General features: G+C 27.2%; 11 protein-coding genes. 2 read left to right on the top strand and 9 right to left on the bottom strand.

Annotated elements, in window-relative coordinates:
- Window positions 1-536 precede the first annotated feature (536 nt).
- Window positions 537-1,337 carry a delta-lactam-biosynthetic de-N-acetylase gene (pdaA, locus tag Q0Y03_RS13340; RefSeq protein ID WP_297714302.1) on the top strand — a complete coding sequence of 267 codons (801 nt, stop codon included), beginning with the start codon at window positions 537-539 and terminating at the stop codon, window positions 1,335-1,337.
- 92 nt (window positions 1,338-1,429) lie between these two features.
- Here pdaA and Q0Y03_RS13335 read toward each other — a convergent pair whose 3' ends face one another.
- From Q0Y03_RS13335 to Q0Y03_RS13300, 8 genes are all read right to left on the bottom strand, one after another.
- Entirely contained in the window at window positions 1,430-2,062 is a 633-nt protein-coding gene (locus Q0Y03_RS13335; RefSeq protein ID WP_297714301.1) for a cyclodeaminase/cyclohydrolase family protein, read from the bottom strand.
- A gap of 12 nt (window positions 2,063-2,074) precedes the next feature.
- A complete protein-coding gene (locus Q0Y03_RS13330; RefSeq protein WP_297714300.1) occupies window positions 2,075-3,220 on the bottom strand; it encodes a glycosyltransferase in 1,146 nt (381 codons plus the stop codon).
- Window positions 3,221-3,225: 5 nt separating this feature from the next.
- Window positions 3,226-4,506 carry a glycosyltransferase gene (locus tag Q0Y03_RS13325; RefSeq protein WP_297714299.1) on the bottom strand — a complete coding sequence of 427 codons (1,281 nt, stop codon included), beginning with the start codon at window positions 4,504-4,506 and terminating at the stop codon, window positions 3,226-3,228.
- Window positions 4,507-4,515: 9 nt separating this feature from the next.
- Complete coding sequence (gene murJ / locus Q0Y03_RS13320) at window positions 4,516-6,051, bottom strand: murein biosynthesis integral membrane protein MurJ (protein WP_297714298.1); 1,536 nt, start codon at window positions 6,049-6,051, stop codon at window positions 4,516-4,518.
- Window positions 6,051-6,788, bottom strand: coding sequence for a WecB/TagA/CpsF family glycosyltransferase (locus Q0Y03_RS13315; RefSeq protein WP_297714297.1), 738 nt, complete (start codon window positions 6,786-6,788; stop codon window positions 6,051-6,053). Before Q0Y03_RS13315 ends, murJ begins: the two co-directional genes overlap by 1 nt.
- Before the next feature lie 16 nt (window positions 6,789-6,804).
- Window positions 6,805-7,896 carry a hypothetical protein gene (locus Q0Y03_RS13310; protein WP_297714296.1) on the bottom strand — a complete coding sequence of 364 codons (1,092 nt, stop codon included), beginning with the start codon at window positions 7,894-7,896 and terminating at the stop codon, window positions 6,805-6,807.
- 117 nt (window positions 7,897-8,013) lie between these two features.
- The gene (locus tag Q0Y03_RS13305; RefSeq protein ID WP_297714295.1) at window positions 8,014-9,741 is read right to left on the bottom strand and encodes a phospho-sugar mutase; all 1,728 of its coding nucleotides are present in this window, start codon (window positions 9,739-9,741) and stop codon (window positions 8,014-8,016) included.
- A gap of 133 nt (window positions 9,742-9,874) precedes the next feature.
- Window positions 9,875-10,477 carry a 50S ribosomal protein L25 gene (locus tag Q0Y03_RS13300; RefSeq protein WP_297714294.1) on the bottom strand — a complete coding sequence of 201 codons (603 nt, stop codon included), beginning with the start codon at window positions 10,475-10,477 and terminating at the stop codon, window positions 9,875-9,877.
- A 720-nt stretch (window positions 10,478-11,197) separates the two neighbouring features.
- Between Q0Y03_RS13300 and glmS the strand changes: the two genes are divergently transcribed.
- Window positions 11,198-13,021 carry a glutamine--fructose-6-phosphate transaminase (isomerizing) gene (gene glmS, locus Q0Y03_RS13295; protein WP_297714293.1) on the top strand — a complete coding sequence of 608 codons (1,824 nt, stop codon included), beginning with the start codon at window positions 11,198-11,200 and terminating at the stop codon, window positions 13,019-13,021.
- Between the two features lie 41 nt (window positions 13,022-13,062).
- Here the strand turns inward: glmS and Q0Y03_RS13290 are convergent, their stop codons facing one another.
- Window positions 13,063-16,305 carry an SNF2 helicase associated domain-containing protein gene (locus Q0Y03_RS13290; RefSeq protein ID WP_297714292.1) on the bottom strand — a complete coding sequence of 1,081 codons (3,243 nt, stop codon included), beginning with the start codon at window positions 16,303-16,305 and terminating at the stop codon, window positions 13,063-13,065.
- Window positions 16,306-16,569 lie beyond the last annotated feature (264 nt).

Genomic DNA, 16,569 nt, shown 5'->3' with positions numbered 1-16,569 from the left:
GGATCCTCCTTTTGTCTATTAAATTGGGCTGCGAACCTTTTTTAATTATTGACAAAAGGAGTTTTTTTATATACTCACCGCTTAAGCTACTCTGAACATACCTGCAAAGCAGGTAGTATTCATTTATACAATAAAAAAAGCCATGGATATGCCATGGCTTTTTATCATAATAATATGATTGAATATACTTTTATAATAATATACAAAAAGGTCATGGCTAATAACCACAACCTCTATTTACTAAGTAAAAATTTTTATTTAATTTTATACAAACTATTTTTAGTTATATAAAACTCTAGAGATAGGGTTATTTTTATTTATTCTATTTTCTTTATAATTTCTAAATTTAATATTTAACATATTCCTACCTCCTAAATAATTTATTCTTCTACCAGTATATTCCTATATTTTTCACTTGTCAATATTTTCTTTTTATTTTTCTAACTTTCTCTGTATAAATCTCCTCTTTTTTCCACGTGTAATATCTCTCAATATACAAAACATATTAATATAACTTATGAAAGGGAGGATTTAGAATGAGAAAAAATAAGTTATTTGTTTTTGTGCTAGCTTTAATTTTATCAATAAGCTCTTTTTCTTCAATAGCCTTTGGTCACTCTATAGCTTCGGCCTCAGACGATTCAGAATTAAATTGGTATTTTGTAAATAGAGGCAAAGATACCTTACCTGAATGCCCTAAAGAAGCCACAGAACTTTTATCTAAATATGATGCTTATTATTTAGGTGATACTAATGAAAAAGTCATTTATTTAACCTTTGATGAAGGATATGAAAATGGTTATACACCAAAAATATTAGATGTTTTACGTGATGAAAAAGTTCCAGCAGCTTTTTTTGTAGTAAAGCCTTATATTGTTGACAATCCAGAAATTATTAAACGAATGGCTGATGAAGGTCATTTAGTTTGTAATCATTCTAATCATCATCCATCAATGGCAACTGTTACAGATCCCGAAAAGTTCAAAGCTGAATTCACTGATGTAGAAGAAGCATACAAAGAAATTGTTGGTTCAGACATGCCTAAATTCTTTAGACCTCCTATGGGAAAATATTCAATAAACTCCCTAAAGAAAACTAAAGATTTAGGTTATAAAACAATTTTTTGGAGCTTTGCATATAAAGATTGGATTATAGATAATCAACCTAGCGAAGAAGAAGCAATTAAAAAGATAACAAATGGTGTTCATCCTGGTTGTATAATGCTTATACATGCAGTTTCTAAAACTAATACAGCTGTTTTAAAAACTGTAATACAACAAATTAAAGCTGATGGTTATGAATTCAAATCACTTGATGAACTTCCAAACTATCAATAATTTATTTTAATGTCTAATTATCCTAAGTATTTCAAATAAGAAAGTCATAACAAATAAGATGTAAAAAACTTATTTATTATGACTTTTATCTTTTATATTCCAAAAGATTTTACTATCTCTGTTTTTCTAACAAGTGATGATTCTATTATTTTCTTACACTCATCAGGTATATTTTCATATCCTTCTTTATTTCCTAAACTTTTAAAATTAACAAAGACATTTACTATAGCACTTTCTATGGCACTATGTAAAAGTATTGCCGCAACTATAGCATCTGAAGTTAAATTTTTATTTCCAAATTCAATTGCAAAATCTATATTATCATAAAACTCTAAAGAATCCTTAGCTAAATTTAATGGTGATTCCATTGCTGCTATTGTTTTTTCTCTAATGGTTTGTGATCTATATCTTTTTTCTTCATCAGTATCCTTTGGTAATTTAAATGTATCCATTAATTCTGTAAAAGTATCTCTATCCGCTTCCATATAATAAATACTTTTTCTTATAAACTCTTCACATTTTTCTTTTAAGCTTATCATTTTTTCTTTATTATTATCATCTAACTTTTCAAAAGCTTTTTTATCTACAGTGAATGAGTATACCATAGAGTTTAATGCTCCTGCTAAAGCAGAAACTAATGCTGAAGTACTTCCACCTCCTGGCGATGGTAAATCAGTCTTTAATTCATATAAAAACTTGTCTATTGAATAATCTTTAAAATCCATTATAGCCCCCCTTTATTTTATCACTTCTTCATAAACATTTATTATTTTTTTTACTATCACATTTGCACTAAACTTCTCAGTACAATATTTTCTTAATTTATCTGGTTCGTATTCTTTATTATTTTTTCTTATGTATTCCATAGCGTTACTTAGTTCTTTTATATTATCTATATTAACTAATATTCCAACCTCTTTGTTTACTATATCCTCTGCCCCACCATTAAATGTTCCTATTACAGGTTTACCACTAGCCAAGGCCTCAATATATACTACTCCAAAGGTTTCGTATCTTGAAGGTAAAACAAAAGCATCACACTTATTCATCCAACTTGCTACCTCTTCTCTAGATAATGCACCTGTAAATGTTATTTGATTTTCTATACCTTCACTTTTGGCTATCCCATCTAACCATGCTCTTTGGCTTCCATCTCCACCAATAACTAATCTTACTTTTTCATTTCTAAACTTATCTGAAAATGATTTAATTAAAGTATCAAAGCCTTTTTCTCCTTCTAGAAAAGCAACACTAAAGAATATAAATTCATCACTTTCTCTTTTAATATCTCTTATATTAAAAAGGGATAAATCAACTAAATTCCCTATAACCCTTATATCTTTTCTATTAGTTAATTCTTCTATTTCTTTTTTAAGCCCATTTCCAACTGCTATTATAGCATCTGCACTTTTATAAGAATCAATTATTCGCTTATAATAACTTTCCCTAACATATTTGCCCCTTTTTACAGAAGAATGTTCCGTAATAATTAAAGGAATATTATACTTTTTTGCTATATACGCGGCACTTATTCCACCCCACAATGATGATTGTGCATGTATAACATCAACTTTTCCTTCCTTTTTTACAACTTCTTTATATAAATTCTCCATTCTTTTATCAAAAATATTAAACATTAATGGATGTTTAGGTATAAAGTTATAATTCTTATATCTATAAGTTCTCAATCCTTTTTCAACATTAAAAGATAAACCAATTTTTTCTTTCACTTTTCCCATTAATGTCAATGGCCAAATTTCATTATATGCAACCGTAACCTTTACTCCATTTTCTTGAAGCTTTGTTGCTTGCTCCCTAAAAAAACTACCATGAACTTTATTTCTGATATTATCATACCAAGAAGGTATAAACATTACATGCATAATAATTACTCCTTTAAAATATCGTTAAGTCTTTTAGAAATATATTCCCATTTATACTCTTCAATAGGTCCATACTTTTCATTATTTTCAAGCATAGAAGCTATTTTATTAATTCCATTTACAATCTCCTGGATATTGTTATTTACAACAATACATTTTTTCTTATTTTTCACTACATCCTTTATAGGATCATTTTCATCTCCAAGAATAACAAAAATAAGACCATCTGCTCCAAAATAATCATAGATTTTAGCTGGAATTTGTTTTGAATTTTTATTTCCAAATAATAATAATACTTCACTATTAAGCATATATCCTAAGGCTTCATCATAAGGAATTCTAGCTGAAACATTAACATTCTCAACTTTCACTAACTTATTTTTTATTTCTACATCATCTATATTACCAAAAAACATAACATTTAATTTATTATATAGGGCAACATTATTTTCTTTAATATTATTTAATGCACCTATAAAAGGATTAACATCTCTAAGCTTTGAGAAAATTTCTCCAGCATAAACAAAATTAACTTTATCTTTATTTATAAGATTAGGATTAGTAGTTTTTTTAATTTCACTATATTGTTTTTCATCATAGCCTCTTGTCACTATGAAAGTTTTCTCCATAGGAATATTATAAGAACTTACATAATCATCTCTATTAGCCTTAGTTACAAAAATAAATCTATCACTAAGTTCAACAATTTTCTTTTCAAATGAACCTTCAAATTTTCTTCTTGCTTTACTTATATTAGCTCTAGTTGAATCTTTAAGCCATGGATCGCTCCAATAAGTAACCCATGGTAAATCTCTAAATTCTTTCTTAATCTTAAGAGCACAAATATGACTTGATGGTGGCTCATGCATTGAAAACATAACATCAAATTTTTCTCTTTTTACTAACTCAATACCATATTTACTTGCAGACTTAGCCCAATTTAAATACATATCTGGCACAGCTACAATTGACTTACCTTTTTTAAGCAACGTTTTTGTAAAGTTTTTATTACTTTTAGATACATCGGCTACTTCTGTATTAAGAGATTTCTTAGGCATTATTTTTTCAAATATTTTCCCACCAGAAATTATATGCATCTTAACTTTTTTATCTAACATACTTAATATATACTCATCATAATAAATTGAGTTTTTAGGAAAATTTACAGTTAAAAGATCAACTTCATTTCCATCAATCTTAGCTAAATTATTTAAGTATTGCAAAGTTTCAATAGATGCTGAATTATTAATTAATGGTGAATAGCACGCTATAAATAATATTTTCATATTTTCCTCCTAAATCCCTCTTTTAGATACTTTGTTTTTTATCATATCTATTACTTCATTAAATTCTTCAACTTTTAATATTTTACAGGCTATGAAATAAATAATAGCTCCTACTACACCATTAAGTAAAATAATTAATATTGCATTGTTTAAATTAATAATATTATTTAATAATGTAAGTACAAGAAGCATTACTATTGATGATAATGATATTTTTAATAATTTTATTATCATAGGAAAAACATCAAAATGTCCAACAAACTTTCTAGTAGAAATAAATAATAATACTGCTGTTATCATTGATGCTATTGTAGAGGCTATTGCTACACCAAATATACCAAATACCTTTGATAAACTAATACTTAAAATAATATTTACAACTACACCAATTACTCCATTAATTGTTGTTACTTTGGTTTTTTGCATTGAAAATAATGATGAATTTAAAATATCCCTTACTCCTGTAAATGGTAACACTAAAGCATATCCTAAAAATGCACTTGCTGTAATTCCTACAGCTACATCATTAAATTTACCTCTCTCATAAAAAGCACTTATAATTTCTTTATTTAATAATATAAAGCCAATAGAAATAGGTACTAACAATAAAGCAATTATAGAAATAGACTTTGTTAAATACATTGAAAAACCTTCATTATCCCCTTCATTCAATTTATTTGCCATAAGAGGATACATAACTGTTACAATAGATGTTGTTATTGCAGTATTAGCAAAAACTATTATCTTTTGCGCAAAATCCAAACCACTAACAGCTCCATCTCCTAATGAGGAAGCTACCTTCATATCAACTACCATATTTAATGAATTTGCACCTGAAGCAATTATTACAGGTATAATTAATATTAATATTTTCTTTATTCTCTCATCTTTTAAATTAATAAATAATTTAAATCTATATCCATGCTTATATAAAACTGGAACTTGAACTGCAACTCTTAAAAAGTTCCCAATAACATTTGCAATAGTTAAACCAACAATACTAATATTATTAAAACATAATAAATAAATTATCATTGGTGCATTAAAAAACATACCTAAAATTGAAGGAATAACAAAATCTTCACATACTTGAAGCATTGCAGTATAACATGCATTTATTGATAGAAATAAAAGATTAAATAAAGTTATTCTTGTTAGAAAAACTGTAAGAGTAAACTTTTCTTTACTAAATCCATCAAACATAAATGAAACTATTTCATTTGTAAATATGAAACCTAAAGCAAAGATAATTATTGAAATAACTAATAATATGGAAATAATATTATTAGAAAATTTAAACATCTCATCTTTATTCTTATCATACTTAACTTTACTAAGCATTGGAATAAATACTGTTGATATTGCAAGGCCTACAAGAGTAAAAACAGTTTCTGGCACAGATACAGCCGCTTTATAAGCATCTGTATAAATACTAACACCAAATTGATATCCAACTAGCATATCTCTAAACAAGCCTAAAAATCTGCTTAGAACACTAATTATCATAACTAAAAAAGCTGCCTTAAATATTTTGTTACCTTTCATTATTTATTACCTCTACTCTTTGCAACAGTCCATATAAACTTAGGTATACTTCCAAGCCTTTTAATTCTCCAAGGCTCTTTAGCTACTCTATAAGCCCATTCCATTCCTATATTAATCATCCATCTTGGAGCTCTATTTACCTTCTCAGCAATTACATCAAAACTACCTCCAACTCCCATATATATCTTACATGGAAGCTGATCCATATACTTTACAATAAACTTTTCTTGTCTTGGGCATCCCATTGCAACAAACAATGCTAGTGGCTTTTTGTTTTTTATCTCTTCTAATATTTCTTTTGGATCTTCTAAATCAAAAAATCCATTATGATAACCAACAATATTAATTTTAGGATAATCTCTTATTATATTAGCAGCACAAGCCTTTAAATTCTCTTCGCTTGCTCCTAATAAATAAATACCTTCTCCCTTATTTTCACATTCAGCAATTATCTTTTTCATAAGCTCAATTCCAGCAATTTTCTCTTGTACAGGTGTTTTTAAAATTTTACCACTAATTTGCGTCCCAACACCATCAGGTATTATTAAAGAAGATTTTGATGTAAAATTATCAAATAACTCCTTATTATTTAATCCTGTATATAAGACTTCTGGATTTCCAGATACTATATGAACCTTATCATAAGAAAATACTGACTTTACACACTTTTCTATATTTTCAGAAAATATATTATATCCTAATATATCTATACTTTTGAATTTCTCTTTTTTCCCCATATAAACTCTTCCTTCATTATCCCTTATTTATCATAGTATCTAATTGTTTAACTATTTCATCTTCAGGATTTAAATTTTTTGCTATATCTAAATGTAATTTAGCATTTTCTAAATCATTAAGATTTAAATAACACATTATAATATTAGTACATATCTCAACATCCCTTGATGCTTCAAAGGCTTTTTTAAAGTATTTAATTGCTTCTTCAAATTCACCAATACATGCATAGTTTAATCCAAGCTCAACTATAACCTCAAGTATTCCACTTTCTCTTTTTACACTTTCTTTTAAATAATAAATAGCCTTATGATAATTCTCTAATTTTCTAAAAGCTATTCCTAAATAATAATAAATAAGTGGATTTTCTTCAAACTCTTCACCTAGTCTAAGTAATATTTCAATACTTTTAGCTGGATCTTCAGCTAATAGTTCTATAGCATTTTCATAACCTGATATATTATTTATATCATTATTTATTATTTCAACCTCCGGAGTTACTTTTCCACCATTATTGAAATACTCATTTATAGCAACCTTAGCACCTTTAAAATCACCTTCATCTTTTAAAACTATAGCTTTATATAAATATGGCTCAGCTATTTTTAACTTATTTGATATACAATAATCTATGTCTTCAAGTAATATATCCTTAAAACTGCCCTCTTCTTCCTTAATAGTTTCCCCTACAAGTAATATTTTTTTCATAACTTCTAAATCTTTAGAATATGTATAATATCCTTTTAATAAAAGATATGCATCTAAGTATCTCTTCTCTTCTATTCTCTTGCTTATAAGTGACTTTATACAAGTTTCAGTATCCTTTATATAATCTAATATAAGTTCATAATCATCATTAAATCTTAATTTTTCATCACTCCCTATAGCAATAAACATACCTTCTATGAAATAATATATCGGAAGATTTTTAATTTTAATCTCATCATTTATATTAGAACTAATATATTCAGAACTTATTGGCAAATATAAATCTTTATTTTTAAAAGTTACATATGATGGTATTCCTATATTTTCTTTAAACCCATCTTTATTCATTTCTAAAAATAATAACTTACCTAATCGCTCTTTAATTTTCACCTTATAATCCATAAGTTACACTCCTTTAGTAAATTATTTCATTATTCATAATACAGTATTAACATAAAACTTTCAAATTAAATAGTAAAATAATAAAAGCCATCGGTTTCCCGATAGCTTTTTATTATTTTATGCTAACTTTTCATTAATTATTTCCATAGCTTTTTCATTGAATCTTGTTAGCTTTTCTTCAGCATTTACTAAGCTTTCACCTTTAACAGCTGAATAAATTTTCATTTTTGGCTCAGTACCTGAAGGTCTAACAACAAATGAAGAACCATCTTCTAATATATATTTTAATACATTAGACTTAGGTAAGTTAATAACACTTTCTGTATTATTAGTTAAGTTTTCTTCTTTACTTAACTTATAGTCAAGTTTTGTTGCAACCTTAACTCCATCAACTTCTGTTAATGCAGTGCTTCTTAAAGAATCTAAACACTTACTTATTTTTTCTTGACCTTCTTTTCCTTGTAATTCAATTGAAATTAAATCTTCCTTAAAGAATCCAATTCTATTGTAAAGCTCGATTAATGCTTCATAAAGACTCTTACCTTGTTCTTTATAATAAAGAGTCATTTCAGCTATTAACATTGAAGCTATTACAGCATCTTTATCTCTAACGAATTCGCCTGCTAAATAACCATAACTTTCTTCAAATCCAAATAAGTATTTCTTATCTCCACTTTCTTGGAATTCTCTAATTTTTTCACCAATGTATTTAAATCCTGTTAATACATCCATTATTTCAACACCATAGTAGTTAGCTATCGCTCTAGCACCTTCAGTTGTTACTATAGTCTTAATTACAACCCCATTTGAAGGTAATTTTCCTTCTTCTTTAAGAGCAGATAATATATAATCCGTTAATAAAAGTCCTGTTTGATTACCAGTTAAAACTTTATATTCTCCACTATTTTCTTTTACTACAACACCAATTCTATCACAATCTGGGTCTGTCCCAAAAATAATATCTGGATTGCTTGTTTTAGCCATATCAAGAGCTAATTCAAAAACTTGTGGGTTCTCTGGATTTGGATAAGAAGCTGTTGGGAAGTTACCATCTGGCATTTCTTGCTCTTTAACTACTTCTACATTTTCATATCCTAATTCAGCTAATACTCTTCTTACTGGCATATTACCACTTCCATGTATTGGAGTATATATAACTTTTAAATCTTTAGCATTTTCTTTTACTAATTCAGTTCTTATTGTAAGTCCTTTAACTTCTTCAATATAAGCTTTATCTACTTCTTCCCCAATATACTCTAAAAGGTTACCTTTTAAAGCATCTTCTACAGAAATAGTTTTTATATCTTCATAGTTTACTATACTATTAACTTCACCTATAATAATTCCAGCTTTTTCATCTGTAACTTGACCACCAAATTCATCATAAACTTTATATCCATTATATATCTTTGGATTATGTGAAGCAGTTATTACTATTCCACCTTGACAATTTAAATGTCTAGAAGTAAATGAAAGCATTGGTGTTGGTCTTAAACTTTCAAATAAAAATACCTTTATATTATTTGCACAAAGAGTCAATGCAGCAGCCTCTGCAAATTCCTTTGACATATTTCTTGAATCATATGCTATAGCTACCTTTGGTGATTCAAAAGATTTGTTTAAATAGTTTGCAAATCCTTGTGTTGCTTTTGAAACTGTATATACATTCATTCTATTACTTCCGGCACCTATAACCCCTCTTAATCCACCAGTACCAAAATCCAACTCCTTGTAGAATCTATCTTCTATTTCCTTTTCATCACTAATGTTTCTTAATTCATCTTTTATTGCTTCTGATATTACCTTAGAGTTTAACCACTCATTATATCTCTCTTTATAATCCATATTATCCCTCCTAAACATTTTCAGTAGTCCATACCTTAGTTATTATATAACAAAGTTAAAAAAAATTAAACAAAAAAAATAATAGATATAGGAAATTTTATCTATATCTATTATTTTTATTAGCTTATTTTTATTATTCTGCAACCTCTTTTGCATCTTCCTTAGCTAACTCATTATTTTCTACAACTGTTTTACGCTCATAACTTACTGAAGCAATAACAGAATTTAAATCATCTAAAATAGATATTTCAGATGCAACTTCTAAATCACCAAGTTTATACACTGATCCAACATTTCCTGTTCCTATATTAAAGTCAATATATTTAGGCAATGCTTCAACTGAGCATTCCACCTTTACACTATCCTTTTCTTTTTGAAGTACAATTCCTTTTTTATTTAAATATTCTTCTCCTATGTAGTGGATAGGAACAGAAGAAATTATCTTATTCTTTCCTGTTAATTCCTCTAAATCTAAGTGAATTATTTTATTTGTAACAGGATCTCTTTGTACTTCCTTTATTAACCCACTATGATTTTCTCCATCTAAGTTAAATTCTAATACACCATGTTCTCCACTAATAGCTATTTCATGACATAATTCTAATTCTCCAACTTCAAATAATAAGTTATTAATTTTATTACCGTATAATACACCCGGAACTTTTCCATTTCTTCTTGCCTTTTTTGCACTATTTGGAATATCTATAGGTCTTTTATTAATTTCTAAATTTGACACTTCACATTACCTCCTATGATTTTAAAATTCTCTTATGTATTTTTGACAGATATTACTGAATTTATACATTTCATTTACACCTTATCCATAAAAATATTCTTTTTTCAAAAAATTCTTTTATTTTAAACTATACAAATTTCATGCTTTTATTATTTTTATATACTTTGTTTAATTTTTGCATATAATAATATTGCAATATATGTCATTTTAAGTTTCTAATTCCATTGTTTTTCATTTGAATATAGACAAATTTTATTTTTATGATAAAATAATCTAAGGTATGCTAAATAATTAGTAAAGGAGATGAATATTATAGTAAAATATCAGATAACAATTTCATAAAAGCGCCAGAACTTAAGTAAAAGGAAACTCAGCTAACGCTGAGTAAGTTCGACCAACCAAATCTAAGATTTTTGGGTAAAAAGGAAACTCCTACTAGGCGTAGGAGTAAGTTCGACCAACCAAATCTAAGATTTGGGGTCTCACTTAAGTTGACGAGGATGGGGAAAATCGAATTCTTCGGCGGGTGCCCCACGGTATCGCACTACCGTTAACGACTAGTAAAACTATGAAGTGATTTATAGGACAATCCTAGTCTGGTGTTAAAACCTTCATTGTGTTTTTTGATGTCCTAGTACTAGTATACCCTTTTTTAATACTAGAATATCTATCACAATTGAAAAAACAAAAAAATTTAAAATATTGGAAGGAAGATTCATTATGTGCGGAATAGTTGGTTATGTTGGAAAAAGACAAGCGTCTACTTTATTAGTAGAAGGTTTATCTAAACTAGAATATAGAGGTTATGACTCTGCTGGAGTTGCAATCATTAATAATGGAATTAATGTAAGAAAATTTAAAGGTCGTTTAAATAATTTAGCTAATAGCTTAAATGAAACTCCTATTAATGGACATATAGGAATTGGACACACTAGATGGGCTACTCATGGTGAACCATCAGATGTTAACTCACATCCACATACTACAGAAAATGCTACTATTAGTGTTGTTCACAATGGTATTATAGAAAACTATATGAAATTAAGAGAATGGCTAACTTCAAAAGGTTATACCTTCTTCTCTGAAACAGATACTGAAGTTATACCTAACTTAGTTGATTATTATTATAAAGGTGACTTATTTGATGCTGTAGTTAAGGCAACTTCTAAACTTGAAGGAAGTTTTGCTATCGGAGTTGTTTCTAAGAATGAACCTGATAAAATAGTTGCAGTTAGAAAAGATAGTCCTCTTATTGTTGGACTTGGAAAAGATGAAAGTTTTATAGCTTCAGACATTCCTGCAGTTTTAAATCACACTAGAGATGTATATCTTTTAGAAGATAAGGAATTTGTAATTCTTACTGAAAATGGTGTTGAGCTTAGAAATGAAGAAGGCGAAAAAATAGAAAAACAAATTTATCATGTTACTTGGAATATAGATGCAGCTGAAAAAGGTGGATTTGAAGATTTCATGTTAAAAGAAATTCATGAACAACCAAAAGCTGTTAAAGATACTCTTGCTGGTAAAATAGCATTAGGTAAAGAAATAACTATAGATAATATTTCATTTACTAAAGAACAGTTAGAAAACTTCGATAAAATATATGTAGTAGCTTGCGGTACTGCTTATCATGCTGGAGTTGTTGGTAAAACAGTAATCGAAAAATTTGCTAAGATCCCAGTTGAAATTGATATAGCATCTGAATTTAGATATAGAGACCCTATGATAACAAATAAAACTTTATTAATAGTTGTGTCTCAATCTGGAGAAACTGCTGATACTTTAGCTGTTCTTAGAGATGCTAAGAAACAAGGTGCTAGAGTTTTAGCTATCACTAATGTTGTTGGATCTTCTGTTTCAAGGGAAGCTGATGATGTATTTTACACTTTAGCAGGTCCTGAAATTGCAGTTGCTTCAACAAAAGCATATGTTACTCAATTAACTGCGTTTTATATTCTAGGATTATATTTTGCTTCATTAAAAGGCCCTATGTCAAAGAATGAAATTGAAGAAATTAAATGCGAATTATTAGAAATACCAAATAAAATTGAGAAAGCTTTAGGAATGAAGGAGGAACTTCAAAAATTTGCTTCTTCTCACTATAATCATAAAGATATGTATTTCTTAGGAAGAGGTCTTGATTATGCAGTAGCTATGGAAGGTTCTTTAAAACTTAAAGAAATATCTTATATCCATTGCGATGCTTATGCTGGTGGAGAATTAAAACATGGCCCTATTGCTTTAATAGAAAATAATACAGCTGTAATTACTCTTTTAACTCAAGAAGCTTTAAAAGATAAAATGATTAGTAATGTAAGAGAAGTTTCTACAAGAGGTGGAAATATATTTGCAGTTGTAAATGAAGGTGATACTACTTCAATGGAAGTTGTTGATTCAATAGTTTATATTCCAAAAACTATTGATATATTAACTCCACTTATAAGTGTTATTCCTCTTCAATTGATTTCTTACTATATTGCAAAACAAAAAGGTTGCGATGTTGATAAGCCAAGAAACCTTGCAAAATCAGTAACAGTTGAATAGAAAAAATAGGATGCACCTTTAAGGTTCATCCTATTTTTAATTTAATTAAAAAGCTCCTTAATCTCATCTGCACTTAGTGAACTTAAGAATCCACCATTAGTATAGTTTCCACTCATTATTTCATTTATTATTTCTTTCTTACTTTCCTGAAGCTTTATTATCTTTTCCTCTATACTTCCCTTTGCAATAAGTTTAATTACTTCTACAACATTCTTTTGCCCAAATCTATGAGCTCTATCTGTTGCTTGGTCTTCAATTGCAGGATTCCACCATGGATCAAAATGAATTACTACATCAGCTGATGTTAAGTTAAGCCCTGTTCCTCCTGCTTTTAATGAAATTAAGAATATCTTCGCCTTATCTGATTCATTAAATTCATTAACTAATTGTACTCTTTCAGATGCTTTAGTGGATCCATCTAAGTAGAAATACTCTATTCCCTCTGCTTCTAATACTTTTTTTATACTATCAAGTACTGATGTAAATTGCGAAAATAAAAGTATTTTATGTTTTTCTTTAATAAACTTTTCTATAAGTTCTACAGCAACATCTATTTTACCACTTCCACCTGTATATCCCTCTATTAGTATTGATGGATCTAATGTAAGCTGTCTTAATTTAGTTAAGTAAGAGAAAATAGTTATTTTATCAGTTGTAAAATCCTTTTCTTTCATTTTTACTTTAACATCATCTACATATGTCTTATAGACTTTCTTTTGCTCTTCTGTCATTTCTATTAAGAATCTCTTTTCAATTTTATCTGGCAATTCACTCATTACATCATTTTTTAATCTTCTTAATATAAATGGTTTAATAAGCTTTTTTAATACTTCCGATCCCTTATCAGCCTTTATAAATTTCTCTTGGAATTTTCTTTTAGAATATAAGTATCCCGGTAAAATATAATCAAATAAAGACCATAACTCAATTAAATTATTCTCTATAGGGGTACCTGTTAGTGCAAATTTCACCTTTGCTTTTAACTCTTTAACTACTTCACTACTTTGAGATAATGGATTTTTAATATTTTGACCTTCATCTATTATACAAAAGTCAAAAGTTATATCCTCATATAACTTATAATCATTTCTTAATGTTCCATAAGTAGTTATTAATACATCTATATCCTTTATTTCATCTTTAGTAAATTCTCTATCATCTTTATTTCCATGAATAATTTTTATTTTCATAGTAGGTGCAAATTTTTCAAATTCACTTCTCCAGTTATATATCAATGATGTTGGAGTAACTATAATACTTTTTTTATTTTTTTCTGATAATAAAAATGCAATAGTTTGTATTGTTTTTCCTAATCCCATTTCATCAGCTAATATACCACCAAATTCATAATGACTTAATGTTTTAAACCATTTAAATCCAGTTAATTGATAATCTCTTAATGTTGCTTTTAGCTCTCTTGGAACCTTATAATCTATTTCTTCTAAATTTTCTATCTTATTTGCAATATGTTTCACAATATCTTTTCCTTCGATAAATAGTAAATTAGAATCTTTTAAACATTCATTTAAAAATATAGATTTACTCTTATGAACTTTTATTTCATTGGATTTTATATTATTATCCTCATTTAAACTATCAACAATATTAAATAAACTTCTAACCTCTTCATCTCTAAGGTCAATAAAACTTTCATCCTTTAATTTAAAAAACTTTCTATTTTCCTTAAATGCTCCAATTATCTTCTTATATTCTTCTTCATTTACGTTTTCAATACTAAAAGTAAAATCTAAATAATTTCCACTACCTTCTGAAATTTTTGCATTAATGGATGTAGCTCCATAAATTTTCCTTTCCTTAAACCTATCTGAATAAAATATAGTAGCTTTTTCTTTTAAATCTCCCAAATCTTCAGAAAGCAATTCAAAAAGTTTTTCATCACTACCATTAAAAATAAACTTATTATTATTTCTATAAAATGCTAAAGAATTTAATGTCTCTTCTATTTTTTCCTCTTCATTTATATTTCTAATTACATATTCATCCTCTTTAGGACCTTTTAAAATATTAAAACTTATATCTCCATAAATTGCCTTAACTTCTGCCCAAGTTTTATTTCTTTCCCTATCAAAATAAACTTCTAATTTTAACTCTTCTTTAATTATATTTCTATTTAACTCCTCATCAATATCTATATCATCACTTATAATTTCTAATAGTGGAATTACCTTATTTATTACTTTTTGTTTATTATTATCTTTAAATGAAATACTACTTTCTTTATTTAAAATATCATTTATAGGCTTATAATATTTTATTTGTTTAAAAGTAGGAAGATATAATTTACTATTATATAAATAAACATCTCCTTTATAAGTCATAGGCCTTGGTAAATCTATTGCAGAAGATAGTTTTATTTCATTATTTTCTTCTTTTATATTAAACTTTATAGGTAAATCTTCCTCTAATATTTCAACTTCTTCAATTATATCATCATCAGTAAATGAAATACTTTCATTTTTTATATTATTTAAAAATCTTCTTAATGCACTCTGTGGTATAAAAAGTGTTTTATTACTTCCGAACACATTATTAGTAATCCTTTGTAATGAATACGTCTTTTCAAATGGCTCATTTAAGGATACATATTCTTCAATAAAATTTAAAACTCTTTCATTATCCTCTGAAAAATAATGAATTGTGGGATCATATTTAAATTCTTTTCCATAAAATAATATTTTATTATTTTTTCTAGCATTAATTAAATCTGATATATTTTTTACAACATAGTATCTTTTGGTTCCTACTTTTAAATCTAATTCATAATAAAATTTACTTTTACTTAGACTCTTTTTACTAATATTTATTTTTAAATTAACTTTTTCTTTTTTATGTGTAGTAATTTTCTCTATTTCTTTTAAAATAACTTCAGAATAATCTATTTCTGCATCTTCAGTTATATTTTTATAAGAATTATTCTTTATTTTTTTCTTCTCTTTTACAGCTTCTACAAATTTATAAAATGTGGCACCAATATGTTTACATATATATGTAGAGTTAAAATCACAGTTATTTTCAAAATCAATACAATTACATTCTGTATAAATTAAATCGCCTTTTTTTATATCAAAAGACAAATTAGTATTATAAACATCAATATCACTTTCCGACATTACTTTACCATAAATATCTAAAGATCCATATTCTCTCTCTGCCATAGACTTAACATCTAACACTAATCCTTCCTTATAACATCTCATCCCTCTACTCAGACGATTATTTGTATCTTTTTTTATTATTAAAGTATTTAATTGTATTACGTCCAATTTTTCCACCTCATTAAATGAAACTATTTATTTTATAAATACCTTTTAGTATTTTTTATAAGTAAATTTAAACTATTCGTAAAAAACCACTAATAAGTATTTTACCACACTACTCCCCTATTCTTAAATCGAGTAGGAGGTAGATAATTATTTTATCTACCGACCTCTCACACCACCGTGCGTACCGGTCTGGTACACGGCGGTTCTTTAAGTTTAATGAATTTTAATATATTGACGCGTTAGGCTTTTCAAGCCTAAGTCGTT

The organism is Clostridium sp., from assembly GCF_026168755.1.
In the GTDB taxonomy this organism is placed as follows: Bacteria; Bacillota; Clostridia; order Clostridiales; family Clostridiaceae; genus Clostridium.
The sequence above is the reverse complement of the archived record's forward strand: the minus strand, read 5'-3'. Positions and strand labels throughout refer to the sequence as shown.